A 24,500-nucleotide genomic window follows, 5' to 3' on the forward strand; every position below is an offset into this window, starting at 1 on the left:
AGCAAATACAGCAATAAAAACAGGGTTGGCGTTTTAGCGCCACGCGTAAAAGGTCAGAAGTTTTATGTCTTTCAGCAGACGTCAGTTCATCCAGCTTTCTGCTGGAGTGGCGCTTAGCGCCGGTGCTATACCTCACGCGGCTCGTGCCGCCTCAAATGACAGTGGAGAAACACCCCTCCCTGTTCCACCGTTGATTGAATCGCGTCGTGGTCAGCCGCTGTTTCTGACTTTGCAGCGCAGTCATTGGTCATTTAACGGCAACAATAATAAAGCGCCAGTATGGGGCATTAACGGCATGTATCTCGGGCCGACGGTGCGCGTTTACAGTGGCGATGACGTCAAGCTGATTTACAGCAACCGCCTCAACGAACCGGTGGCAATGACCGTGAGTGGCTTGCAATTACCGGGCGCACTGATGGGAGGCGCACCGCGCATGATGTCGGCGGGTGCTGACTGGGCGCCGGTATTGCCAGTTCGTCAGGGGGCTGCAACCTGCTGGTATCACGCCAACACGCCAAATCATATGGCAGCGCATGTGTATAACGGCTTAGCGGGCATGTGGCTGATCGAAGACGAGCTGAGTAAGCAATTACCGTTGCCGAAGCATTACGGCGTGGATGATTTTCCGGTGATTATTCAGGACAAGCGCCTCGATAACTTCGCTACGCCCGTTTACGATCCGCCGCAGGAGGGTGGTTTCCTGGGGGATACGCTGTTAGTGAATGGGGTGCGCAATCCGTTTGTGGAGGTGTCGCGTGGCTGGGTACGCCTGCGTTTACTCAATGCCTCTAATGCGCGCCGTTATGACATGAGCCTGAGTGATAATCGCCCCTTTACCGTAATTGCCAGTGATCAGGGTTTCTTGCCTGCTCCGGTGGCGGTGCAACGGTTGACGCTTGCGCCGGGTGAACGGCGTGAAGTATTGGTAGATATGTCACAAGGCGATGACGTGTCGATCACGGCAGGCGCGGCGGCGGGTATTATGGACCGACTGCGGGGTTTCTTTGAACCTTCCTCGATCCTGACCTCAACGCTGATTTTAACGCTACGTCCAACCGGTTTATTGCCGCTAGTCACCGATAATCTGCCGATGCGGCTGCTGGCTGACCAAATTATTGATGGGGTTGCGGTACGCACGCGTGAATTCCGCCTTGGCGACAGCATGCCCGGTATTAATGGCGCGATATGGGACATGAACCGCATCAATACCACCACGCAGCAGGGCACCTTTGAGCGCTGGATTCTGCATGCCGATCGTCCACAGGCGTTACATATTCAGGGCGTGATGTTTCTGATTAAACGCGTCAACGGCGCACAGCCGATGGGCGAAGATCGTGGCTGGAAAGATACGGTCTGGGTAGATGGCGAAGTGGAACTGATGGTGAGTTTCCCGCAAAGTTCGTCAGAGCACTTTCCGTTTGTCTATTACAGCCAGACGCTGGAACTTGCCGATCGCGGTACAGCGGGGCAGTTGCTGGTACAGGCAACAAATTAAATCCGCCCCGGCAAAATATAAGCCGGGGCGTCAGATTTAGCCGTTGAAAGAGTCGGGGTTCGGACCCAAACGATTGCCGCTGTCCAGTCTGGCAATCTCGCTCACTTCATGCTTGTCCAGCCGGAAATCAAACACCTTAAAGTTCTCTTCGATACGTTCAGGCGTCACGGATTTCGGGATCACCACCAGACCGCTGTCGAGATGCCAGCGAATCACAATTTGTGCCGCCGTTTTTCCGTACTTCTTCGCCAGCTCTTTAATAATCGCTTGATCAAATACGCCTTTACCGCCCTGTGCCAGCGGGCTCCAGGATTCAGTCTGAATTTGATGCATGGCGTTCCATGCATGCAGCGTGCGCTGTTGCAGCATCGGATGCAGCTCAATCTGGTTCACCACCGGCGTCACGCCCGTTTCATCCAGCAAGCGTTTAAGATGAGCCTCATGAAAATTACATACGCCGATGCTCGTGGTCAGGCCTTGCTGTTGCAGTTCGATCATCTGTTTCCAGGCATCAACATAGTGATCTTTTTCCGGGCACGGCCAGTGCATCAAATAGAGATCAACCTGATCTAACTGAAGCTTTTTAAGGCTGGTTTCTATCGCCTGCTGTACGTTTTGTTGATCGTCATTCCACAGCTTGGTGGTGACAAAAATGTCCTCACGCGGCACGTCAGTTTCCTGCAACGCCTGCCCAATGGCTTCTTCATTTTTATAGGCGGCGGCGGTATCAATGGAGCGGTAGCCGACATCCAGCGCTTTAAGCACCGCTTTGCGTGCATCTTCCATGCTGGCCTGCCACACGCCGAGTCCCAGTTGCGGCATCATGCTACCGTCGTGCAGTTTGATAATGGGTTGATCTGCCATAAACGCTCCTATCTGTTGCAGTTAACCTGTGTCTTTCAATGTGCTTAAGTCTAGCCAACAATTTAGAGGCTGCTTTTTAGCCTGCCAGGTAAATAGCGCTTTTGCACTGCCTGATTCTGTTTGCTTCTTGCCTGATCCTCTTTTTTGCTGGCGATTCAGGCAGACTGGCGGCAGACTAAATGCTTTTATGATTAAGGCAAGTGTATGGCGCACGACGCTCTTTGCCATCAGCTGGCGCAACAGGTGGTGGCGTTAATGACGCACAATCGCAACCGTTTGTGCCCGGTGGAAAATGTTTCTCTGATCTATGCCAGTCAGTATCGCCCGCGTACACCGATGATGTACCAGCCCGGCATCGTTATCTTGTTTCAGGGCAGTAAAACCGGCTACCTCGGCAGCACCGTTTTTCAGTACGACGCAACGAAATATTTGATGCTGACCGTGCCGCTACCGGTAGAATGCGAAACCTGGGCCTCGCCTGAACAGCCGATAGCTGGCATTTGCCTGAATGTTGATACTGCCAGCCTACAGGATCTGTTGATTGAAATTGGCGACGATGAGAGTTTCCAGCCGCAGCCGCAAACCTCTGGCATCCATTCAGCGTGGCTGACCGAGCCGATGCTGTGCGCCGCAGAACGCCTGCTGGATATTATGGTGCAGCCGCGAGACGCCAGGGTGCTCGGCCCGCAAATTGTGCGAGAAATCATTTATTACGTGCTGACCGGCCCGTGTGGCGGCGCGCTGCTGTCGCTGGTCAGTCGTCAGACGCAGTTCAGCCAGATTGCGCGGGCGCTGCGCCGCATCGAAAATCATTACGCCGATAACCTCAGCGTTGACACCCTGGCGGCCGAAGTAAATATGAGCGTGTCGGCGTTTCACCACAACTTCAAGGCGGTAACACAGACTTCACCTTTGCAGTATCTGAAACGCTATCGGCTACATCAGGCGCGCTTATTGATGTTGCACGATGGCCTGAAGGCCAGCGTGGCGGCGGTGCGGGTTGGCTATGAAAGCCCCTCACAGTTTTCGCGGGAGTTTAAGCGCTATTTTGGCGTGACGCCGGGGGAAGAGGTAAATCGTGTGCGCCAGACGGTGGCAGAACCGTCTGTCTGACGCATCCTGCCTGACAGGATGTCAGGCTTTGCTCTGGCGGCGTTTTTTCCAGATAACCACAATGCTGCCCGCCAGGCCAAGAAACAACAAAACCATTGGCAAAATCATCAAAACGGCCATGACCTGATCTTCATGACGCTTTATAAACGGTACCTGGCTAATACCATAACCGAACGCTACTACGATGCCCACCCACAGTACCCCGCTCAGCCAGTTAAATAGTTGAAAACGCCCATTTTTCAGGCCGGAAATGCCCGCCATGGTAGGTAAAATGGTACGAACGAAAGCGAGAAAACGACCAACCAGCAATGCCATCAGACCGTGACGATTAAACATATTCCAGGCGCGCTGGTGATACTGGGCGGGTAGATGCAATAACCAGCTTTTAACAATTCTGGTGTTTCCCAGCCAGCGGCCCTGGAGATAACTCAGCCAGCAGCCAAGACTGGCGGCGGTGGTTAAAATCACCAGAGTAGGCACAAAATCCATCACGCCTTTGGCGACCATAGCCCCAGCCAACAGCAGCAGGCTATCGCCCGGAAGAAACGAAGCGGGTAACAGACCATTTTCCAAAAACAGCGTCAGAAACATCACGCCGTAAACTACCCATACCACATCTGGATTAGCCAGCGCGGCAAAGTCCTGATGCCAGAGCGCGTGGACAATCTCGTGTAAAACACCCATCTGCTATCCCATCGAGTCACAAGGCTTCTATTTTAGCGGTTAACCCGCCGGACAAGGTTTATCTCAGCCGGTTGCCACCGCGTGGTTTAGTTTTTGTTGAGGTTAATTATCGCGCCAGGCGCGCAAAGCCCGCCGCAAGGTCGGCAAACAAGTCATCGACATGTTCCAGACCAATATGTAGACGCACCAGCGTGCCAGCAAAATCCACGCCACCAGCCGGGCGAATCGCAGCCAGCTCTTCGGGCTGGTTCGCCAGAATCAGCGATTCATAGCCGCCCCATGAATACGCCATGCTGAAATGATGGAAGTGATCGAGATAACGCGCCAGCTGCTCTCTGCTCAGTTTCTCTTTCATTACAAACGAAAACAGTCCGCTACTGCCGGTAAAATCACGTTGCCAGAATTCATGGCCTTTGCATTGTGCCAGCGCCGGATGATTAACGCGTGCTACTTCAGGGCGCGCCGCCAGCCATTCAGCCACCTGAATGCCGCTGTCCTCATGCTGGCGCAAACGCGTACCCAGCGTACGCAGTCCGCGGCTAGCCAGATAAGCGGTATCTGCATCAATCATCTGGCCCATTAAATATGAATTCTCACGCAGCTGATCCCAGCAGCGTGCATTGGCGACTGCCGTACCAATCATCGCGTCGCTGTGACCAATAAGATATTTAGTCCCCGCCTGAATAGATATATCCACACCGTGCGCCAGCGCGTTAAACAAAATTCCCGCCGCCCAGGTATTGTCGATGATGATAATAGCGTCGGGTGCTTTGGCGCGAACCGCAGCAACGATTGAAGGAACATCTTGCACTTCCATGGTGATCGAGGCCGGAGATTCGAGGAACACCACGCGTGTATTAGGCTGCACTAACGCGCCTATTTCTCTGCCGATGCAGTGATCAAAATAGGTAGTAGATACCTGGAGCTTACTGAGAATTTTGTCGCAAAAATCTTGTGTCGGCTCGTACACCGCGCCGCTCATCAATACATGATCACCGGCTTCGACAAATGCCAGAATAGCGTTTGAAACGGCGGCCGCGCCGCACGGATACAGTGCACATCCTGCGCCGCCTTCCAGTTCGGTCATCGCATCCTGTAACACGAAATGCGTCAGGGTGCCGCGACGGCCATAAAACAGCTCGCCTTTGGCACGTCCGGCGGTGGCGTTTTTCTTATCCGCTACAGTGTCAAAAACCAATGAAGAAGCACGTTGAATGACGCTGTTTACCGCGCCTTGAGTGTACCGCTTGCTGCGTCCTGCGCTAACCAGCGTGGTATCAATCTTTTTGGTTGTCATTAAGGTCTGCCTTGCCGCGTCCAACAAAGGTTTCACGTTAACATGAAACTGTCTGCAAGGTTGAGCCTGAATAATGATTATCAGCAGGCGGTATAGCAAAAAACAGGCCCGCCCAGCCTGTTTTTTATCGCACTACATCATGCCCATCAGTCGCGGTAACCAAAGTGATATTGCCGGGATATAGGTGATTAACATCAGCACCACAAACAGCATGCCGTAGAACGGCAGCATGGCGCTGACCACTTGTTCAATCTTCTGTTTACTGACCGCACTGGCAACGAATAATACTGTGCCAACCGGCGGTGTGATTAAGCCGATGCCAAGGTTGGTTAGCATGATCATACCGAAATGTATCGGATTAATGCCTAACTCGGTTGCCACTGGCAGCACCGGCGTCAGGATCAGAATCAGGGGGGCCATATCCATCAGCGTGCCAACCACCAGCAGCAGAAAATTAACGCACATCAGGATGACGTATTTATTACTGGAGAAGCTGGTAAAAGCTTCAGTGATAAGGGTCGGTAATTGCATAAAGGTCATTACCGCACCAAATCCGGCAGCAAAAGCAATCAGCACCATAACGATGGTCACTGTTTTGATGGTACGGAACAGCAGGATATGTAACTGACTCCATTTAAAGTCGCGGTAAATAAACATGGTGACGAAGAACGCCCATAAGCAGGCAATGGCCGCCGATTCCGAAGCGGTAAAAATACCCGATAAAATGCCGCCAAGAATAATGACAATGGTAAACAGGCCCCAGAATGCGTCGAAGAAAATGCTTAGCGCCTGTTTAAAAGCAATACGCTCGCCTTTGGGGTAGCCCCGTTTATGTGCAAAGCAGAGGCACATGATCATCAGGCACAAACCCAGCATCAGAGCCGGAATGATACCGGCGACAAACAATGACGAAATGGTCACCACGCCGCCAGTGGCTAACGAATAAATTACCGAGTTGTGGCTTGGCGGGATTAATACTGCCTGCACCGAACCGCTGGCCGTCACGGCGGCGGCAAAATCACGCGGATAGCCTTTCTCCTCCATCTGCGGAACCATCACCGAACCAATGGAGGCCGTGTCGGCGACCGACGATCCCGAAATTGCGCCAAAAAAGGTTGAAGCGACAATATTCACCAGCGACAAGCCACCGCGAATAAAGCCCACAAAAATATAGGCGAAATTCACCAGCCGTCGGGCGATGCCGCCTTCCGCCATAATCGCTCCCGCAAGAATAAAGAACGGAATGGTCAGCAGAGAAAATTTATTAATGCCATTGGTGATTTGAATCACTACGGCTTCCAGTGGCAGATCGATCCACCATGCGCCGATAAATGCGCTCAGGCCGACGGCAAACGCCACCGGAAAGCCCAGCAACAGCAACGCCACCAGGCTGCCGATTAAAATCAGTGCATCCATTTTATGCTCCGCTTAGTGTGTGCCGCCAAGGATCACGATAGGGCGCTGACGTTGATCGCCATTAATCAGTCGCTCCACCACAAATAACAACGTGAAGATCGCGCCAATGGGAATGGGCAGATACATTTCGCCGTAAGTCACTGTGGGAAAAGAGGCGAGCGATTGCACCCACATCGCTTCACACAGGTTGTAGCTGGCGCGGAAGATGATGACGCAAGTCGCGATCATCAGCAGATCGCAAACCCGTAACAGCAGGCGCTGCGCTGCAGGCGACAGGCGATCGGTCATCATCGATACGCAGATATGCGTCCCCGCGCGAAAACCAACCGGCGCCCCAATAAAGGTAAAAATAATCATGCAAATGATGGCCACCGGTTCGGGCCAGGAAAGGGCGCTATTTAATACGTAGCGGGCAAAAATGCCGATTGGGATCACCGTCACCATGATCATCAGCGCGATGGCGGCGATTGTCATGCACAGCAGATAGAGCCCATCCATCAGACGAGAATATGCAGTCATTATCGATACCTGAATTAAGGCGTCATGGTTCAGCATGACGCGGGAAGGGTTATTTCACATCGGCGATCTGCTTCATCAGATCCTGATACTTACCGGCAAACTGATCACGTACCGGCTGCGTGGCTTTGATAAAGTAATCACGATCGGTTTCCTGAAACGTCACGCCGCCCGCTTTCATTTTTTCTATCGACTGCTGGGTATAAGTTGCCCATAGCTGACGCTCTTCATCCTGCGCCTCTTTACCTAACTTTTTCAGCAGCGCCTGATCATCAGCAGACAGACGATCCCATAACGGTTTGGAATACAGGATCATTTCCGGCTGAATGAAGTGGCCCGTCAACGTGTAATTTTTAGCAACCGGCAGATAGTTATGGGCGACAAAGGTTGGCGGGTTGTTTTCGGTGCCATCAACCACGCCGGTTTGCATGGCGCTGAATACTTCGCTCACGCCCATCGCGACCGGATTTGCTCCCATCGCTTTTAGCGTGGCCAGTGAAATCGCGCTGTTTTGTACGCGGATCTTCATGCCTTTCAGATCTTCAGGTTTCTTAATGGGCTTTTTGGTAATCATGTTGCGCACACCCGCATCGGTCCAGCCCAGGAAGATCATGCGCGCGTTGGGATCGTTGTCGAAGTTATTGACGATCTGCTTGCCAATAGCGCCGTCCAGAACTTTATGCATATGATCTTCGTCGCGGAACACATACGGTAAAGTTAAAACGCTGGTCTCTGGCGCGATAGTGGTGACGGGAGCGAGCGAGACGCGGATCATATCGATCGCGCCGAGCTGGACTTGCTGTAGGGTTTGATCTTCATCGCCCAGCACCCCGCCCGCATAAACTTTCATCTCTAAGCGCCCGTCGGTTGCTTTTTTAAGTTTCTCGCCCATATTTTCAAGCGCAACTACAGTGGGATAACCTGCTGGCTGAACTTCAGCCACTTTAATCACTTTGGCGGAAACCACCGCAGGGCAAAAAGCCGCAGCGGAAGATAACGAAACTGCGAGTAGTAATTTTTTCAGCGTCATTCTGTTTCTCCAGCAAATAGGGGCAGGAAGGGGCGGCGCATTGATTATCAGGGGCAGGAAGAAGTGGCCGCGTGGAGCCAGCATAGAGAAATTGCGGCGGGGGAAAACGAAACGATTACGATTGAATGAATTAGCTCACATTTTAAAATGTTGTTTTAATAAATTCATATCCAATATCACAATTTTAAAACAATTGCCTAAACCGGTGTGAAAGCGAACAGCCTGAAATGAAAAAAATCTCCTCTCATTTGTAAATAGTAATGAGAACTACTATCAATTCGCTTGTTTTTTGCTATTATTCGCCCTTGTTCCGCATCCGTGCACATGAGTTGGAGAAGCAGCGTGGTAGCCAGTGATTTGATGCAAACGGATCTCTCCGTTTGGGGCATGTATCAACATGCCGATGTCGTGGTAAAGGTAGTGATGATCGGCCTGTTGTTGGCCTCAGTTGTGACGTGGGCTATCTTCTTCGGTAAATTCGCCGAACTGAGCGCTGCAAAACGTCGTCTGAAACGCGAACAATTAGCGCTGGGCGAAGCCCGGAATCTTCATGACGCCGCGCAGGCAGCTCAACAGTTCAATAGCAACAGCCACAGCGGCGTGTTGCTGAATGATGCGCAAAACGAATTAGCGCTTTCCGCCGGCACCGATGATACCAACGGTATTAAAGATCGCACCAGCTTTCGCCTGGAGCGTCGCGTTGCCGCCTTCAGCCGTCACGCGGGACGCGGTAATGGATTCCTCGCCACTATCGGTTCGGTATCGCCGTTTATCGGCCTGTTCGGTACCGTCTGGGGCATTATGAACAGTTTCATCGGCATTGCTAAAACTCAAACGACTAATCTGGCGGTGGTTGCGCCGGGCATCGCAGAAGCGCTGCTGGCAACGGCAATTGGCCTGATCGCCGCTATTCCTGCCGTTGTGATCTATAACGTCTTTGCGCGTATGATTGCCAGCTATAAAGCCTCGCTGGGTGACGTTGCTGCACAAATCCTGCTGTTGCAAAGCCGCGCTATTGATCTGGGAAACGTGACTACTCAGCCTGAGGTTGCTCGTCCTGCTGCTGCTCAGAAACTGCGCTTAGGATAAGTTCTTATGGCGATGCGATTAAATGACGACCTGGACACCGACGGTGAAATGCATGAAATCAACGTGACGCCGTTTATCGACGTGATGCTGGTTTTGTTGATTATCTTTATGGTCGCCGCGCCGCTGGCAACCGTGGATGTGCGGGTCAATTTGCCTGCTTCCACCAGTGCCCCGCAGCCGCGTCCGGAGAAACCCGTTTACCTGTCAATTAAAGCGGATAAACAGCTGTATGTCGGTAACGATCAGGTCACGCCAGAAAATTTGGTGAGCGTATTGACCAGCCAGACGGAAGGTAACAAGGAGACCACCATCTTCTTCCAGGCCGATAAAAGCGTGGATTACGAGACACTGATGAGCGTGATGGATCAATTGCGTACCGCGGGTTATTTGAAGATTGGCTTAATGGGTATGGAAACTATGAAGAAGTAACGTTTCGAAACGTAAGGAAAGGGTGCCGCTGGGCACCCTTTTTTGTTTTAATCCAACGCGGCGATTCATCGGCATAAATTTTTTCGTGTTAATTTTTTGTTACTTATAAACACACTTTTGTAAATTGGAATGGTGAGTTAGGTCACGTTAAATAGCCGGTAACTGCGCTAAAAAGGGATAAAAAACCTAGGGAGCGAATAATGAGTCGGAGCCAGTCTTTACAAAAACCTAAAGGTGCAGCACACACCATCTTTACCGTGACCAGCGGTAATTTCCTCGAAATGTATGATTTTATGGTTTTCGGCTACTATGCTAGCGCGATCGCCAAAACCTTCTTTCCTGGCGATAACCCCTTTACCTCATTAATGCTCACGCTAATGACGTTTGGCGCGGGTTTTCTGATGCGTCCACTTGGCGCAATTATTCTCGGCGCTTACATTGACCATCATGGACGCCGTAAAGGTTTACTGTTGACGCTGGGTCTGATGGCGTTCGGTACGCGCTGGTGCCGGGATATGCCACGTTAGGCGCGCTATCTCCGGTACTCATTTTGCTGGGGCGCTTATTGCAGGGCTTCTCGGCGGGGGTCGAGCTGGGTGGTGTGTCGGTTTATCTGGCGGAAGTGGCGCCAAAAGGGCGCAAAGGCTTCTTTGTCAGTTGGCAATCCGGCAGTCAGCAGGTGGCGGTGATCTTTGCTGCGCTGCTTGGTTTGCTGCTTAATCATCTGTTTGGCAAAGAGGTCGTAACCGAATGGGGCTGGCGTATCCCGTTCGTTATAGGCTGTATGATCGTGCCGTTCCTGTTCTGGATTCGTCGTATGCTGGAAGAAACTGAAGCTTTCAGCCAGCGCAAACACCATCCCAGCATGAGCGAAATTATGCGTTCGGTCGCCAGTAACTGGGCGCTGGTATTGGCCGGGATGCTCATGGTCGTGACCACGACCGTGATGTTTTACATGATTACCGCTTTTACCCCAACTTTCGGTAAAACCGTATTAATGATGACTGACAAGCAGAGCTTCCTCGTGACGCTGTGCGTCGGCATTTCTAACCTGATTTGGCTGCCGCTGATGGGGGCGCTGTCGGACCGGGTAGGCCGTCGCCCTTTGTTAATCCTTTTCACTATTTTGATGATTGTGACAACCTGGCCAGTGCTGCATTGGTTAGTGGGTTCTGCCAGCTTCGCCCATTTACTGGAAACCGAACTGTGGCTGTCGTTTCTGTATGCCAGCTATAACGGGGCGATGGTGGTTTATCTGGCAGAAATCATGCCTGCTGAGGTACGCGCGGCGGGTTTCTCGCTGGCGTACAGTCTGGCGACCGCGCTGTTTGGTGGCTTCACGCCCGCGGTTTCCAGCTACCTGATCCACGCAACTGGCAATAAAGCCATGCCCGGCGTTTGGCTGACGTTTGCGGCAGTGTGCGGATTGATCGGGACATTGCTGATTGGGCGGATGGTGAAGCAATATCAGACGCGCCACAGCGGCGCGCCCGTTAACGCTTAGAAGGCGAGATCCACCACCACGCTGTCGGTGTAGTCGCCCGCTGGCGGCGTGCTTTGCGTAGTTAAAACGCGCGCGGTGTAATTGAAACCGCGCGTTAATCCATCGCTCGTCACGCTGGTTGAAGCGTCACTGCTCCAGCGTTCAGAGCCACTCGGTCCCCAGCGATCGCTGGTGGAACCTTTATAAATCTCATAGCTCAGCCGTTGAGTGCCACTCGCCATATTCCTTACGCTACCTGATGCGTAGTTGCCATTGCTTAATCCTACCGTATAGGTACTGCCTTTGCTGCAAAGCACATTAATCGTCTGAGATACGGCGGAGAAACTGCCTACCAGCGGTGCGCTGCCGAAACTGATATTTGGCGCGGTGATGGCGGTACAGTCGTTGCTCAGAATCGCCGTTACGGTGATGGGGATGACGCCACTGCCAGTTTGCGGCGTCAGACAGGCGCCAAGCAACCCAATGCTGGTACAAACATTATAGGTTACCGCCATGTTCAGCGTCAGCGTGTAGGTTCCGGCAGCAACCGTTTGTCCAGCCACGGTGCGCAGATAAACCGGAATAGCGAAGTTTAAACTTCCCAGCAAACCCGCCAGGTTAATCAGGGTGGTAGAGTTATAAGCATAAGCGGCGCCACCAAGGGTTAACTCACTGGCACAGGCGCTATCGGTACACAGACGTACAGGGATGTTATCGGTGCCGGCGTCACCGCTGCGCTTCAACGTGCCGCGTGTACCATTGTTGTTGCTCGCGCCGGTTAGCTGAAAAGTGATTTGGTTACCGGATAACAACGACAGTGCCGCACCGGCGCCGCAGTTAACGTTAGCGTTAGTCGAGGTCGAGCTCACCGTGGTGTTTGCTACAAACGTTGTTACCGAACCAAAACTGGCAGAAGAGGCGGGCAAATTACAGGCTGCGTATCCCCACCAGGGAAACAGCAGCCATCCCAGCAGTAACAGTATTTTTTTCATGGCGTAATTCCAGAGGTAGCGTTATCAGGATTAGCCACCGGCGTACCCGATGGCGCAGGGGGGAGCGGACAGGTCAGCGGGCCATAAGTTTTCAACGCCTGCGGTTGTCCGTCAGCAATAATCAGGTTGGTATCACAGGTGCGGCCATCGGGTGTTTCAATACGGACAGGATTATTAGCGGTTAAATTTTCCATCCACGCGATGCCGTCAAAACCGACATAGCCCGTGGCTTGCCCTTTGCGTAGCACCTGGCTGGATACAGGAATAGCATTACCCGCGCTGTCATGGAGGATCACGCTGGCGGCGCGTAAACGCTCAACAGGAAAATCGAGCACAAAGCCGCTCTGACGCTTCACGGCAAAGCGTTGTTCTACTTTTGGCGTGGTCATATCGGCAGGTAAATCCAGGGTGTCGATGTCATATTTGGCCGGGTAATAACTGCTGATTGAGGGCACCAGCAGATAGCCATTTTTGTCGGTGCGTCCCATTGACTGATTTTCATAACGCACGTTGACGTCAGGATAATTGGTTTTCACCACCACAAAGGCATCATTAATGGTGTTTGCGGCAAAGACCTGCTTATCCATTAACACCAGCGAGCCCGTTAAATCTGCCCATTGCGTCGTGTTGTCCTCATCGCCATAAAACCCAGCGGAGGTATCGATTTTATTGTTGCGATAGCGCAGGCTGCCCTGACGATAATCGCCGCTGTCAACGCCCTGATTAGCCCAGGAGGCATCCCATGCCATTCCTCCATCGCTCGGCATCGCACGTGACAGATAAACGCGCTGGCTGTTTTGCCCTTGCTGATCGCGCTCCATACTGACCGAAGCACTGCTGTGCTCACCAAACGGGATCACCAGCGATACCGCGCCGCTCCATTCGCCTTGCTCCTGATCGCGGCTGGCCGAAACATACAGGCTGGCGTTTTCCCACAAGGTTTTACTCCACGACAGATTCCACAGGCGCGTGCGTTCATCATCGCCACTGGCGATGTCGATATAAGCCGCCCCAATGCTGCCATAGCGTTTGAGCGACAGGCTGGCGCTGTATTGTGAAGTGCGGCGGGCCAGGCTGTAACGGGTTTGCGTATTGCTACCGCTCTGATTACTTAATAACGCCAGATTCCCGAAGTCTGCATTGCGAATGATGTGCTGGGTGCCGAGGCTAAACCAGCGGTTGTTGTACTGATACCCCCAGCTATATTGTGTGCCCGGCCTGCCTTCATACTGGCTTTGTGCAACCGCACTGTTTACCACGCCCCAGCTACCGGTTTTAAACAGCGTACCTATGCCGCCCATCGCCAGATTGTCACCGCCTTCGGCGTGGCTTTCCAGTGTCAGCCAGTCAGTCAAACCGTAGCGATATGAGCCGCTTGCCGCCGCTGCGCCATAATCGAAATTTTTGATACCGTAGTTTTCACGCACCGCACCCGCCGAGAACGAATAATCAGTCAGGCCCGATTTCAAAAGGCTGCTGGAGACATAAAAAGGCAGGGTAGTGACAACCTGGCGGCCTACGGCGTCGGTGGTGGTAATGACCGCATCGCCTGCACCATTCACAAAAGGTACATTAGTCAGTGACCATGGACCCGGCTGGACATTGGCCTGGCTGGAGCGATAACCGTTCACGAACAGATCGACGGTGGAAGGCACTGCCGCCTGACCGGAAAAGGCGGGTAGCGGATAGGTGATTAAGTCGGGGCGCACGCTGAAATCACGACCAGCCTGCAATCCGCCAAGACGCACGCTGCTGCTCCACGACAGCGCGTCGGTTACCAAATCGCCTGCCCGCCAGCTCACAATGGCGTTTTCATATTCGTTGCTCCACCAGGTGTCGTAGCGGATATAACCGTCATTCTGATAGCGCTTCCCACCTTCAATCTGCTGTTGCCAGACGCCGTTGCTGGAAAACTGGCCAGCGCTGCCAAAAAAACGCCATTCGTTCCAGGCGGAAAGCCGCGTGCCGGAGGAATCCGTGCGTGTGACGTAGAGATCGTAATTCATTAGCGCGCCGGTGCTGGTGCGGCCCGGATAACGTGGGCTATTACGGGATTCGCCAAGAGTCTGACTCGGTAGCCAACCGGGCGGTACGCTGAGCAGCAGGCGCTGGCGGTTTGCGTCGTATTCGACTTTCACCTCTGTCATCTGATTCACATCGATCTGTTGCTGGCCCCGGAATTTTTCAGCGGGAATGCCCGCGCGCTGTAAGTCCCCGGCCCGCAAATAGAAATGATTGTTACGCTGTTCAACCGGCACAATATCCTCGCGTGCTTGCTGATTAACGATTAATTCCAGCATGTACTGCTGACCGCTGGCGCTGTTATTCAGGCTGGGCGGCGGCGGTAGCGACGAAAACGTCTCCGCCCGAAGTGAACCGGGTGTCAGATAAAACAGGCTAATAGCCAGCGCGAGCGGATGAGGTGAAAAACGCATTGTCAGCTTTTTTAGCGGCTGGCAGCGCTACGCCATTGGCCTTTATTCATCCCGGCTGTCAGTTCGCCGCTGACAGCTGTGTTAAGCGGCCAGCGGTTACTGCTGTTCGCGAGTACATAACCAAACAAGCCGTGACCGAGTTTGCGTCCACCAATAGCCAGATTACTGAGCCGCGCGTGGCCGTTGCCGCGATTGGTTAATTGCAGATAGCGCTCTTTACCCACAGTCACCACCTGCCAGCTAAGGTCTGGTTTGGTACTGTCGCGGTCTACGCCATTACCATACACAAAAAGGGGCACTGAATAGCGCATTTGAAAATTCAGCCCGGCCTGGTTATCCCCTGCGGAGCGCGGGGTGGGAATTTCATCTAACACCACGCGATATGCCTGCTCTTTACCGGCGGCAGGAGGCGTTTGTTTGATCAGGCGAATTAACTGCCTTTGCCCTGGCTCAATGCGCACCAGCGGTGGACTGGCAACGACCTGCTGCTGGGTTTGATACTGTTCCTTATGATTGACTTGCTGCCATTCGAAGATACGGACCTGCATCAGCGTGGTGGCGTTGCCGCGATTTTCCAGCCACAGCTCACTGGCTTTATCATCGGGATTGATCGTGGGATCGATTGGCCAAATCATCACTGAATTGGCTGCCTGCGTTTGTGGGATCAGCATTAAGGTGAATAACAAAAACAGGGCGCGTGGTAAACGCATGATAAAGCTCCTTAGCACTTTGCATCACCAGGTCAGCGTGACGGTGAGCGTATCGGTATACAACCCGGCGCGCGTCGGGCCAGGCAATTGCAGTAAGCCGTAAATCGGTAAGATTATGTTGTTGGCGTCGTCATAGGTCAGTGCCACGGCTTGCCCAACCGGAATGGCATTGGTATGAGCCGCATTGGTGTAGAGGTAATAGGGCACGGTACTGGTGCTGTTGGTGAGCTTCATGTTACGTGTAGAGGTGTAATTGTTGCCGCCATTGAGGGACATACTCAGCGCGGTACCCGGCGTACAGGCAAGTTTAAGGGTACTACTTTGAACATAACTGGCGCTAACGCTGTTGGTCGCTACGCCGGGTTGCGTACCGAAATCAAGCGTGCCAAATTCGCCGGTCGTCGTACCAGAAATCACGCAGCCTGCCACAATAGACGCAGAGACCTGAAACGTGGTTGAGCTGGTGGTAATGCCCCAGGCTCCAGCACTCCACAACAACAGCGACAAACCACGTGCGATCGCAAAGGCGGTCACCTAACCATACTCAAAGTGCGGCTCAGTAATTCACAGCGACATTAATCGTATCGGTATAGGTTCCCGCTGGAATAACCGGGTTAAAGTCGCCGCCGACCACCTGTCCGTAAATGGCATAATTCGTGCCAAGCGTGGCATCGGTGGTTCCGCTGGGAGCGATGTCAGTATTATCAGCGATAGCGGTGCTGAGCGCGGCATCGCTGTACAAAGTGTAAGCGATGCCCTGGGTATTATCCGACCCGAGTAGTAGATAGCGGGGCGATGCTGAAACCGTGCCATACACAGTATCCGGCGCATTATTGCTGCTGGTTACCTGAACTTACCGTTTCCCGATGCACCAACCAGGGTGGCATTCAGCGTATCAAAGGTGGCCGCCCTACTCCCGAAGTCTAACGTACCGAAGTTAACGCCAGTGGTGGCCGACTGGCCATTCACCAGGCAACCGGTGGTTAAAGTCAGCGTAGCGTTGATGGTGCCGGTAGTGGTGGCCGCTAATGCCACCGACGGAGTGGCTGTGGCCAGAGTAGCAGCCAGTAGAAAGCGCTTGAATTTCATCATTAGTCCTTATTGATTATCCAGTGCCGATGATTTTTTTACCCTGTGCTGCTTAATAATAAAAACCAAAAGAAAATGAGAAATCCGTGTTAACTTTCCTGAATGGCGCTGTTGTGATAAGAAAATTCTTAGTCATGGGTTGATTAGTTTACATCAATTTTATTAACTATATATCAGTGAAATCGCACATGTGAAATTCAGTGAGGCTTTTTCGTTAATCTCTTACGCGTTGCCGCTGATAACTCAGTAATCACAGGGTATTGCAAGGAGGAAAGAAAAGTAAAGTCAGAATTATTTAGCCTACTACCGCCCTGACGGCTTCGGTGATATGTTCGTATACCTATCAGACATTTTTACAATTTGCCTGAGTGGCCATAAGCAATGTAAATAAAAAGTCCTGCAATCGAAGGACAGCTTTGACTGGCCTGTAAGCGCTTATCACCCGGAAGCGAAACATTTTCACCTTCGCGGTGTTTTTTTAGTTTGACCGTTTAAGACACACACAGCACCTGCGCGTAGCAGGTGGTGAGGAGTTGCATATGTTGTTAGTCACCTGGGACGGCGTTCTGATTTGCGTTTCGCTGATCGTCGCTTTTATTGCCTCTTTTACAGCCCTTGATACGGCGGGACGCGTAGCCGTTTCGCGCGGTTGGCTGGCGCGCTTATGGCTGGTGGTGAGTGGTACGGCAATGGGGATTGGCATCTGGGCAATGCACTTCATTGGTATGCTGGCGATGATGATGCCCATGGATATGCACTATGACGTGCGGCTTACGGCAATTTCGCTGGCGATAGCTATTGTGGCCTCGATACTGGCTTTCGGCCAGACGGTTAATGGAAATCACTTAACGCGCCGTCGTCAACTGCGTGGCAGCCTGATCCTTGGCACAGGCGTGGTAACAATGCATTACCTTGGCATGCATGCGCTATTAATCGATCCCGCTCCGCACTGGAATTATTCGCTGGTGGCGTTATCCGTATTGATTGCATTTATCGCTTCGGGCGCGGCGCTGTGGCTGGCTTTTCATCTACGTCAGGGAGAAAAAAATCTGTTCCTGATGCGTGGGCTGGCATCGCTGGTGATGGGCGTGGCTATTGCCGGAATGCATTACGTCGGCATGGCGGCGGCAGAATTTAATAGCGCCAGCAGTATGCACAGGCACGGCGTCAGCAACGAGGGGCTGGCAGTATGGGTGACCGTCATTACGCTCTCGATTCTCGGCGTGACCTTATTGAGTTCAATGCTGGATGCGCAACTGCGGGCTGCCCGCCTTGCAGCCAAACTTAATCGGGCTAATCGCGAACTTCACCAGCTGGCAATGCACGACAACCTTACTGCTTTACCCAATCGCGTAATGCTTGAGCAGCAACTGCAGAACGCGATTAAACAGGCAACGCTGCACGATGGCAACTTTGCAGTGATGTACATGGATCTCGATGGGTTTAAGGCGGTAAACGACACGTGGGGACATCATGTCGGCGACCGTTTATTGATTGCGGTGGCAGAACGTCTATGCAGTCAGCTCACGGACAGGATGATGCTGGCGCGATTAGGCAGCGATGAATTTGTACTGATGTTCGAGAACGGTAATGAACAACGTGCCAGCGAACTGGCGCAGAAACTTGTGAAAGTGATTGAGGCATCGTTTGAGCTGGACTGCTATTTGCTGAACGTTTCGTTGAGTGTCGGCATTGCCGTATTCCCACAGCACGGCCGCAACAGGCAAGAGCTGATGTTCAATGCTGACTCCGCGATGTATCACACTAAACACAGAGGCCGCAACGGCTGGAGCCTGTTTGAGCCCGCAATGAGCACCAGCGCGCAGCATCAGCTGGAGCTGGCGAACGATCTGTGGAAAGCGATTGAACGCCAGGAAATGCGCCTGTTTTATCAACCGAAGTTTCGTGCCAGCGGCAGCGAGCTGATCGGTTTTGAAGCGTTGCTGCGCTGGCAGCATCCGACGCGTGGGTTGCTAATGCCGGATCTGTTTCTGCCAAGAGCCGAGAAAACCGGCCAGATTGTGGCGCTGGGCAACTGGGTAATTAATGAAGCCTGTCGTCAGCTCAGACAATGGCACAATGAGGGCAACAGCAACTGGACGGTATCGGTAAATCTGTCGGCGCTGCAGTTTCATCAACGCGATCTGCTCGATACCGTAACGCAGACTCTGGCGCATCATCATTTGCCGCGTGGCGCGCTTATGATGGAAATCACCGAAGCCATCGTGATGCGCGATCCGCAGTTTAGCCAGCAACGCATCCGTGAGCTGCAACAGCTGGGCGTCAAAATAGCCATTGATAATTTTGGTATCGGCTACGCCAACCTGCTGCACCTGAAACATCTCGAAGCCAGCGAACTAAAAATCGATCGCAACTTTATTAACTGTCTGCGGGCGGATAGCGAGGATGCCACCGTAGTCAGCGCAATGCTCACGCTGGCGCAGAGCCTGAATTTGCGCATGGTGGCAGAAGGTGTCGAAACCGAAGAACAGCAGCGATTGTTAACGGGGCTGGGCTTCGACGCCATGCAGGGTTACTTTCTGGGTAAACCCACACCCGCTGACCGTGTCGGTGAATTTATGATCTCCACTCTTCTCCCCGGCTTGCTGCCCACCTGTCTGACGTCTTTAACCGAAGTCCGGTGAGGGTCGTTAGCTGCTCCCGACATCAAACTCTTTCATTGTAGCTGTCTAATGAAGTGCTTAGCATTGCCGATAACATGTACAACAAAGCAATCTTTGTATCACTTTTAACGACCAACGCCACAGCTGTTTGCGCGTCTTTATCCGGGAAATCAGTATGATAGTAATTTCATACAACGCTTTTATCGTTATGGTTTCGATTCTGGTCGCGATGCTGGCTTCGTTTACCGCGCTGGATATGGCGGGGCGAGTGGCAATATCGACCGGCAAAACAGCCAAACTCTGGTTGTTGGGCGGCGGTTTTGCCATGGGTATCGGTATCTGGGCTATGCACTTTATTGGCATGCTATCGATGAGCATGAGTAGGGTGATGTACTACAGCCCAGCGCTGACTGTGATTTCGGCGGCGATTGCGGTATGCGCCTCTATTTTTGCCTTATGGCTGGTTTGTCAGGGCGAGTTGCCGCTGCGCCGCTTAATGGGGGGGGCGCTCATTATGGGGACAGGCGTGGCGGCAATGCACTATACCGGCATGGCGGCGCTAATGTTTACGCATGGTATCGTCTGGCTCTGGGGCTGGGTTGCGGCTTCTGTCGTGATTGCATTAGTGGCTTCCGGCGTGGCGTTATGGCTGGCGTTTAATTTACGCGATAGCACCTCCAGCCGCGTTATCGTGCTGCGCTTTGGCGCATCGGTGGTAATGGGGTTAGCCATTGCCGGCATGCATTATACCGGCATGATGGCCGCTGAATTTCCGTTGCACAGCCATTCAACCCAGGCGGGCGTAAACGGTAACTGGCTGATGATTTTGGTCACTGTCATCGCAATCACTATTCTCGGCATCACGTTACTGGTGTCGATGCTGGATGCACGTATGCAGGCGCGAACCTCCATGCTTGCCAGTTCGCTGGCTGAAGCGAACCGGGAACTGGCTCAGCTGGCATTGCACGATAACCTGACGCGTTTGCCGAATCGCATTTTGCTGGAAGATCGACTGGAGTAGGCGATCAACAAGGCCAGTCGTGAGCGTAGCCATTTTGCGCTGATGTTTATGGATTTGGATGGCTTCAAGGCCGTTAATGACGCCTTTGGTCACCATATTGGCGACAATCTGCTGATCGGCGTGACGGAACGTATGAATCAGCAGATGAACGGTTATTACACGCTGGCGCGTCCTGGAGGCGATGAATTTGTGTTGCTGCTTGAGATTGATGACCCTAACGACGCGGCAGCGATGGCCGACAAGCTGGTGAAGGCGATTGACCGCCCGTTCACTATTTCTCGCTATGAGCTGACGGTGTCCCTGAGTATCGGTATAGCGGTGTATCCAGACGATGGTATTGATGAGCGTGAGTTAATGTTCAATGCCGATGCCGCGATGTACCATACCAAGAATAACGGTCGCAATGGTTACACTTTCTTCCAGCCGTCAATGAATACCCAGGCGCAGAGCCAGCTACAGTTGAATAACGATCTGTGGCAGGCCATGGATAATAACGAGCTGCGGCTGTTCTATCAGCCGAAGTATTGCGCGCCACGCGGGCCGATTCTCGGCTTCGAAGCTTTATTGCGCTGGCAGCATCCGACACGCGGACTGCTGATGCCGGATCACTTCCTGCCGATGGCAGAAAAGACCGGTATGATCGTCAATATTGGCCATTGGGTGATTAACGAAGCCTGTCGTCAGCTACGCCAGTGGCATCTGCAAGGCCACCCGCACTGGTCGGTGGCGGTGAATTTGTCGGCGCTGCAATTCGAGCAGAGCGCCCTGGTGGAAACGGTTATCGACGCGCTGGCAAAATACGAAATTCCACCAGAATTACTGACGCTGGAAGTGACCGAAACCACCGCCATGCGCGACCCGGATGAGAGTGTGCGCATCCTGACGGAACTGACGCAATTCGGGGTAAAAGCTTCCATTGATGACTTTGGTACGGGTTATTCCAGTCTGCTGTATTTGAAGCGTTTACCGGCCAGTGAGTTAAAAATTGATCGGGCGTTTGTCCATGAACTGCAACATCAAACCGAGGGGGCAACCATTGTGTCCGCTATTGTTGCGCTGGCACAGTCGCTACAGCTAAAAGTGGTGGCAGAAGGGGTGGAAACCGCCGAGCAGCAAGCGTTTTTAACTGGTCTGGGTTGTAATACATTGCAGGGATATTTGCTGGGTAAACCGATCCCACCGGAAAAAATCGGAGAGCTAAATAACTTTGTGGATGAGAATAATGGGTTAACGGCTGGCTTCTGATGTCATGCAAGGTAGAATCAGGCAGATAAAAAAGGAGCCGTGCCTGTGGCGAAATACCAGCGATTAATAGAGGACGTTCAGCAGCAAATCGAGGCCGGTATCTGGCCCCCCGGTACGCGTTTGCCGTCACTGCGTCAGCAGGTTGCGCAGCAAGGTCTGAGCCTGATGACTGTGCTGCACGCTTACGAATTACTGGAAAGCCAGGGCTGGATTATTTCGCGCCCGCAGTCGGGTTATTACGTTGCGCCACGTGCGCTGGCTGCCAAACCACTGCGCGTGGCCATCAGCGAAAAAGTCGATATTAACGATTTCGTATTTGATGTATTACAGGCGACCCGTGATCCCCACATTGTGCCGTTTGGATCGGCTTTCCCCGATCCTGCCCTGTTCCCGCAACGTCAGTTGATGCGCTCGCTGGCAAATGTTTCGCACCAGCTTACGCCGACCGATGCGCTGCATAATTTACCGCCTGGCAATGCCAGCTTGCGTCAGCTGTTAGCACAACGTTATGCCCGGCAAGGCATTACGCTCTCCCCCGATGAGATCGTCATTACCAGCGGCGCGCTGGAAGCCCTGAATCTCAGTCTGCAATCGTTAACGGAACCGGGTGATTATGTCGTAATCGAACAGCCCAGCTTTTATGGCGCGCTACAGGCGATTGAAAGGCTGAAGCTGAAAGCGTTGGCGATTCCAGTTGATACGCAACGCGGCATCAATCTGGAGCAGCTGGAGGACGCCTTACAGCGCTGGCCGGTAAAAGCTTGCTGGTTGATGACGTCACTACAGAATCCGCTTGGCGTAACCTTAACCTCTGAGCGTAAGCAGCAGCTGGTGGCACTGCTTGCCCGTCATCAGGTGCCGCTGATTGAGGATGATGTGTATGCTGAACTCTGGAGTGGCACTACTCCACCGCTGCCCGCTAAAGCCTGGGATCGGCAGGGCAATGTTTTACACTGCGGCTCGTTTTCCAAGTCACTGGTGGCAGGATTCCGCGTAGGGTGGGTGGCGGCAGGACAACATGCGCAGCGCATTCAGCGCTTACAGCTAATGAGCACCCTTTCTACCAGCGCGCCGATGCAACTGGCGCTGGCAGATTTTCTGGCAACCCGCCGCTACGACACGCATTTAAAGCGTTTACGTCAGACGCTGGCAAAGCGCCAGCAGATGGTGCGACAGGCTTTATTAAAGGTGTTACCGGCGCATTCAACGGTAAGCGAAGCGGCTGGTGGCTATTTTTTATGGGTGACGTTGCCGGACAGCATCAATACAACGCAGCTTTATCAACGTGCGTTATCGGTACGGATTAGCATTGCCCCAGGGGAGTTATTCTCGGCGGAGAAACAGTTTAGTCACTGTTTTCGCCTGAATACCGCCTGGCCGTGGGATGTTCGGGCCGAGGCGGCAATCGTCACACTGGGTAAGTTAATGGCAGAAATGGTGCAGCCTTAAACGCTCGCCGCTTCCTTGTTTCCCCATGTCAGGTAATAAATGTCATAAAAATCCACTTCGCCTTTTTGCTTCAGCAGGCGCTGGATACCGCTTTTCACCCGCTCTGGCGTTTCGGGCAGGGATAAGATGCGCGACACCGCTTGCTCGCGCACCGGCTGCACATAATACCATTCGCCGTTGTAGCAAACGCGCAGATCCAGCGCATCAATATCCTCAAAGCGATACTTCGGATTAATATCCAGCAACATCAAAAAACTCATCACCAGCACAAAGGCGGTGGCAAACCAAAACGCCGGCCAGCCGAGCATTTCGGTAGAGAAAATCAACGCAACGCATAAGCCGTAGCACAGATACATCACCGCCCAAAGACCCGGATGATTTTTTAAAAAAGACAGGCTAAACCGCGGCAAATTGTCGCGACGTTCTTCGCGATTTAGCAGAGCGATCTCGTCAATCAGGATTTGTTTTATGTCGTGCATTTTTCACCTCACTGTCATCTGTTAACGATTAAAACAGATAACAGTCAAGGCGAGCAGACACAGATTTGAACATTTTTTATATAACAGTTTGCCTGACAGGGTTGGGGATGTTGCTTGTATTAACGTCAGCGTGACAGGAAAGATAATAAGATATTTAGCTTTAGTAAGTTAATTCAGGGGATTATGTAATTTTTGTCGGTTTGAGCACATTGCTTTATTCCCGCTCTTTGTCACACTTAAGCAAAAACCGGAGAACATGTATGAGTGCTAAAACCTCCAGTCTGATGTTACTGATGTCCTTTGCTGCAGGCACTTTTTCGGCCGGGGCGTCTGCTAATCCTCAGCATCTGATGTTATCCAACCCGTCGGACGGCGTCCCTAATAACCCCTTACCGCTAATTATCTGGCCACGCGTGGTGCCAGAAGATCAGCAAGATATTACCGCATGGTTTGAAAAAACGTTTGCGCAAAACGGCTGGCCGCCGGCATGGCGTTATCCGATCTTCCCCTATACGCATTATCATCCGAATACACATGAATTACTTGGCGTAGCAGCAGGCTGGGCGGAAGTGCTGTTTGGTGGCGACAGCGGACGCATGGTGACGTTACGGGCGGGGGATGCAGTATTAATTCCAGCGGGTGTCGGTCATAAACAAATTCATGCCAGCGACGATTTTATTGCTGTGGGCGCCTATCCGGAAGGGATGTCGCCTGAAACACGGCGAGATGAACCAGACAGGCTCCGACAGTCGCTGGAGCAGGTAAATCAGGTTCCGCTACCAACGCGCGATCCGTTTACCGGTAATGAGGGGGCTATGACGGCAATCTGGACACCGATTGCGAAGCTGTCGGCGCACCAGTAAGGCACAGGCGGTGCCGGGCTTATTCTCGTCCTTATCTTCCTCCGTCAGCGGGAGAAGACGCCGTTTAGCGCATTTTTTACGGCTGCGGGTAAGCATTCATAAAAACTGGCGACTGCCAGAACGCAGCTTTTTTCACTGCATTATGTTGTGTTGCAAACGTAATAATCACAAGCCCAC

18 protein-coding genes and 3 pseudogenes are annotated in these 24,500 nt (G+C 52.7%); 9 read left to right on the forward strand and 12 right to left on the reverse strand.

Going from position 1 to position 24,500, the window contains the following annotated elements; all coding sequences use genetic code 11:
* Positions 1-64 precede the first annotated feature (64 nt).
* A complete protein-coding gene (gene ftsP / locus QRY16_RS09415) occupies positions 65-1,495 on the forward strand; it encodes a cell division protein FtsP (protein WP_289776393.1) in 1,431 nt (476 codons plus the stop codon).
* A gap of 36 nt (positions 1,496-1,531) precedes the next feature.
* On the opposite strand, the gene dkgA is transcribed toward ftsP, so the two are convergent.
* Entirely contained in the window at positions 1,532-2,359 is an 828-nt protein-coding gene (gene dkgA, locus QRY16_RS09420; RefSeq protein WP_289776394.1) for a 2,5-didehydrogluconate reductase DkgA, read from the reverse strand.
* A 204-nt stretch (positions 2,360-2,563) separates the two neighbouring features.
* Here dkgA and QRY16_RS09425 point away from each other — a divergent pair, with 204 nt between their 5' ends.
* On the forward strand, positions 2,564-3,472 hold the full coding sequence (locus QRY16_RS09425) for an AraC family transcriptional regulator (RefSeq protein WP_289776395.1): 909 nt from the start codon (positions 2,564-2,566) through the stop codon (positions 3,470-3,472).
* 21 nt (positions 3,473-3,493) lie between these two features.
* Here QRY16_RS09425 and QRY16_RS09430 read toward each other — a convergent pair whose 3' ends face one another.
* From QRY16_RS09430 to QRY16_RS09450, 5 genes are all read right to left on the reverse strand, one after another.
* Positions 3,494-4,156, reverse strand: a complete 663-nt coding sequence (locus tag QRY16_RS09430) for a DedA family protein (RefSeq protein WP_193406400.1) — start codon at positions 4,154-4,156, stop codon at positions 3,494-3,496.
* Positions 4,157-4,262: 106 nt separating this feature from the next.
* Positions 4,263-5,453, reverse strand: coding sequence for a cystathionine beta-lyase (metC, locus tag QRY16_RS09435; protein ID WP_289776396.1), 1,191 nt, complete (start codon positions 5,451-5,453; stop codon positions 4,263-4,265).
* 132 nt (positions 5,454-5,585) lie between these two features.
* The gene (locus tag QRY16_RS09440) at positions 5,586-6,869 is read right to left on the reverse strand and encodes a TRAP transporter large permease (RefSeq protein WP_289776397.1); all 1,284 of its coding nucleotides are present in this window, start codon (positions 6,867-6,869) and stop codon (positions 5,586-5,588) included.
* Between the two features lie 12 nt (positions 6,870-6,881).
* Entirely contained in the window at positions 6,882-7,388 is a 507-nt protein-coding gene (locus QRY16_RS09445; protein ID WP_193406403.1) for a TRAP transporter small permease, read from the reverse strand.
* 49 nt (positions 7,389-7,437) lie between these two features.
* A complete protein-coding gene (locus tag QRY16_RS09450; protein ID WP_289776398.1) occupies positions 7,438-8,415 on the reverse strand; it encodes a TRAP transporter substrate-binding protein in 978 nt (325 codons plus the stop codon).
* 360 nt (positions 8,416-8,775) lie between these two features.
* On the opposite strand from QRY16_RS09450, the gene exbB reads away from it, so the two are divergent.
* The 3 genes and pseudogenes from exbB to tcuC all read left to right on the forward strand — a co-directional run bounded on the left by exbB (position 8,776) and on the right by tcuC (position 11,437).
* Positions 8,776-9,504, forward strand: coding sequence for a tol-pal system-associated acyl-CoA thioesterase (exbB, locus tag QRY16_RS09455; protein WP_289776425.1), 729 nt, complete (start codon positions 8,776-8,778; stop codon positions 9,502-9,504).
* A gap of 6 nt (positions 9,505-9,510) precedes the next feature.
* Positions 9,511-9,933 carry a TonB system transport protein ExbD gene (exbD, locus tag QRY16_RS09460; RefSeq protein ID WP_193406405.1) on the forward strand — a complete coding sequence of 141 codons (423 nt, stop codon included), beginning with the start codon at positions 9,511-9,513 and terminating at the stop codon, positions 9,931-9,933.
* A gap of 200 nt (positions 9,934-10,133) precedes the next feature.
* Positions 10,134-11,437 (forward strand): annotated as a pseudogene (tcuC, locus tag QRY16_RS09465) (tricarballylate/proton symporter TcuC).
* Here the strand turns inward: tcuC and QRY16_RS09470 are convergent.
* From QRY16_RS09470 to QRY16_RS09490, 5 genes and pseudogenes are all read right to left on the reverse strand, one after another.
* Positions 11,434-12,408, reverse strand: a complete 975-nt coding sequence (locus tag QRY16_RS09470) for a Csu type fimbrial protein (RefSeq protein WP_289776399.1) — start codon at positions 12,406-12,408, stop codon at positions 11,434-11,436. The pseudogene tcuC and the gene QRY16_RS09470 overlap by 4 nt on opposite strands.
* Positions 12,405-14,843, reverse strand: a complete 2,439-nt coding sequence (locus QRY16_RS09475) for a fimbria/pilus outer membrane usher protein (protein ID WP_289776400.1) — start codon at positions 14,841-14,843, stop codon at positions 12,405-12,407. Before QRY16_RS09475 ends, QRY16_RS09470 begins: the two co-directional genes overlap by 4 nt.
* Positions 14,844-14,854: 11 nt before the next feature.
* Complete coding sequence (locus tag QRY16_RS09480; protein ID WP_289776401.1) at positions 14,855-15,553, reverse strand: fimbrial biogenesis chaperone; 699 nt, start codon at positions 15,551-15,553, stop codon at positions 14,855-14,857.
* A gap of 24 nt (positions 15,554-15,577) precedes the next feature.
* Positions 15,578-16,087, reverse strand: a complete 510-nt coding sequence (locus QRY16_RS09485; protein ID WP_289776402.1) for a Csu type fimbrial protein — start codon at positions 16,085-16,087, stop codon at positions 15,578-15,580.
* Positions 16,088-16,109: 22 nt separating this feature from the next.
* Positions 16,110-16,642 (reverse strand): annotated as a pseudogene (locus QRY16_RS09490) (spore coat protein U domain-containing protein).
* 539 nt (positions 16,643-17,181) lie between these two features.
* On the opposite strand from QRY16_RS09490, the gene QRY16_RS09495 reads away from it, so the two are divergent.
* The 3 genes and pseudogenes from QRY16_RS09495 (at position 17,182) to QRY16_RS09505 (ending at position 22,981) form a co-directional block, all read left to right on the forward strand.
* The gene (locus QRY16_RS09495; RefSeq protein WP_289776403.1) at positions 17,182-19,287 is read left to right on the forward strand and encodes a putative bifunctional diguanylate cyclase/phosphodiesterase; all 2,106 of its coding nucleotides are present in this window, start codon (positions 17,182-17,184) and stop codon (positions 19,285-19,287) included.
* A gap of 154 nt (positions 19,288-19,441) precedes the next feature.
* Positions 19,442-21,532, forward strand: a pseudogene (locus tag QRY16_RS09500) (putative bifunctional diguanylate cyclase/phosphodiesterase).
* A 45-nt stretch (positions 21,533-21,577) separates the two neighbouring features.
* Complete coding sequence (locus tag QRY16_RS09505) at positions 21,578-22,981, forward strand: aminotransferase-like domain-containing protein (protein ID WP_193406413.1); 1,404 nt, start codon at positions 21,578-21,580, stop codon at positions 22,979-22,981.
* Here QRY16_RS09505 and QRY16_RS09510 read toward each other — a convergent pair.
* Positions 22,978-23,460, reverse strand: a complete 483-nt coding sequence (locus QRY16_RS09510) for a YlaC family protein (protein ID WP_193406414.1) — start codon at positions 23,458-23,460, stop codon at positions 22,978-22,980. The two genes, QRY16_RS09505 and QRY16_RS09510, sit on opposite strands and share 4 nt — an antisense overlap.
* Positions 23,461-23,720: 260 nt before the next feature.
* Here QRY16_RS09510 and QRY16_RS09515 point away from each other — a divergent pair, with 260 nt between their 5' ends.
* Positions 23,721-24,323, forward strand: a complete 603-nt coding sequence (locus QRY16_RS09515; RefSeq protein ID WP_289776404.1) for a cupin domain-containing protein — start codon at positions 23,721-23,723, stop codon at positions 24,321-24,323.
* The last annotated feature ends 177 nt before the right edge of the window (positions 24,324-24,500 follow it).

This window comes from Mixta mediterraneensis, assembly GCF_030283135.1.
GTDB lineage: Bacteria > Pseudomonadota > Gammaproteobacteria > Enterobacterales > Enterobacteriaceae > Pantoea > Pantoea mediterraneensis.

Excerpts from the sequence above, each read along its gene's own strand:
- QRY16_RS09475 (WP_289776400.1), bottom strand. The coding sequence starts at position 14,843 with ATGCGTTTTTCACCTCATCCGCTCGCGCTGGCTATTAGCCTGTTTTAT.
- QRY16_RS09495 (WP_289776403.1), top strand. The coding sequence starts at position 17,182 with ATGTTGTTAGTCACCTGGGACGGCGTTCTGATTTGCGTTTCGCTGATC.
- QRY16_RS09470 (WP_289776399.1), bottom strand. The coding sequence starts at position 12,408 with ATGAAAAAAATACTGTTACTGCTGGGATGGCTGCTGTTTCCCTGGTGG.
- QRY16_RS09440 (WP_289776397.1), bottom strand. The coding sequence starts at position 6,869 with ATGGATGCACTGATTTTAATCGGCAGCCTGGTGGCGTTGCTGTTGCTG.
- QRY16_RS09515 (WP_289776404.1), top strand. The coding sequence starts at position 23,721 with ATGAGTGCTAAAACCTCCAGTCTGATGTTACTGATGTCCTTTGCTGCA.
- exbD (WP_193406405.1), top strand. The coding sequence starts at position 9,511 with ATGGCGATGCGATTAAATGACGACCTGGACACCGACGGTGAAATGCAT.
- QRY16_RS09480 (WP_289776401.1), bottom strand. The coding sequence starts at position 15,553 with ATGCGTTTACCACGCGCCCTGTTTTTGTTATTCACCTTAATGCTGATC.
- ftsP (WP_289776393.1), top strand. The coding sequence starts at position 65 with ATGTCTTTCAGCAGACGTCAGTTCATCCAGCTTTCTGCTGGAGTGGCG.
- QRY16_RS09425 (WP_289776395.1), top strand. The coding sequence starts at position 2,564 with ATGGCGCACGACGCTCTTTGCCATCAGCTGGCGCAACAGGTGGTGGCG.
- QRY16_RS09450 (WP_289776398.1), bottom strand. The coding sequence starts at position 8,415 with ATGACGCTGAAAAAATTACTACTCGCAGTTTCGTTATCTTCCGCTGCG.
- QRY16_RS09510 (WP_193406414.1), bottom strand. The coding sequence starts at position 23,460 with ATGCACGACATAAAACAAATCCTGATTGACGAGATCGCTCTGCTAAAT.
- exbB (WP_289776425.1), top strand. The coding sequence starts at position 8,776 with ATGCAAACGGATCTCTCCGTTTGGGGCATGTATCAACATGCCGATGTC.
- metC (WP_289776396.1), bottom strand. The coding sequence starts at position 5,453 with ATGACAACCAAAAAGATTGATACCACGCTGGTTAGCGCAGGACGCAGC.
- dkgA (WP_289776394.1), bottom strand. The coding sequence starts at position 2,359 with ATGGCAGATCAACCCATTATCAAACTGCACGACGGTAGCATGATGCCG.
- QRY16_RS09430 (WP_193406400.1), bottom strand. The coding sequence starts at position 4,156 with ATGGGTGTTTTACACGAGATTGTCCACGCGCTCTGGCATCAGGACTTT.
- QRY16_RS09445 (WP_193406403.1), bottom strand. The coding sequence starts at position 7,388 with ATGACTGCATATTCTCGTCTGATGGATGGGCTCTATCTGCTGTGCATG.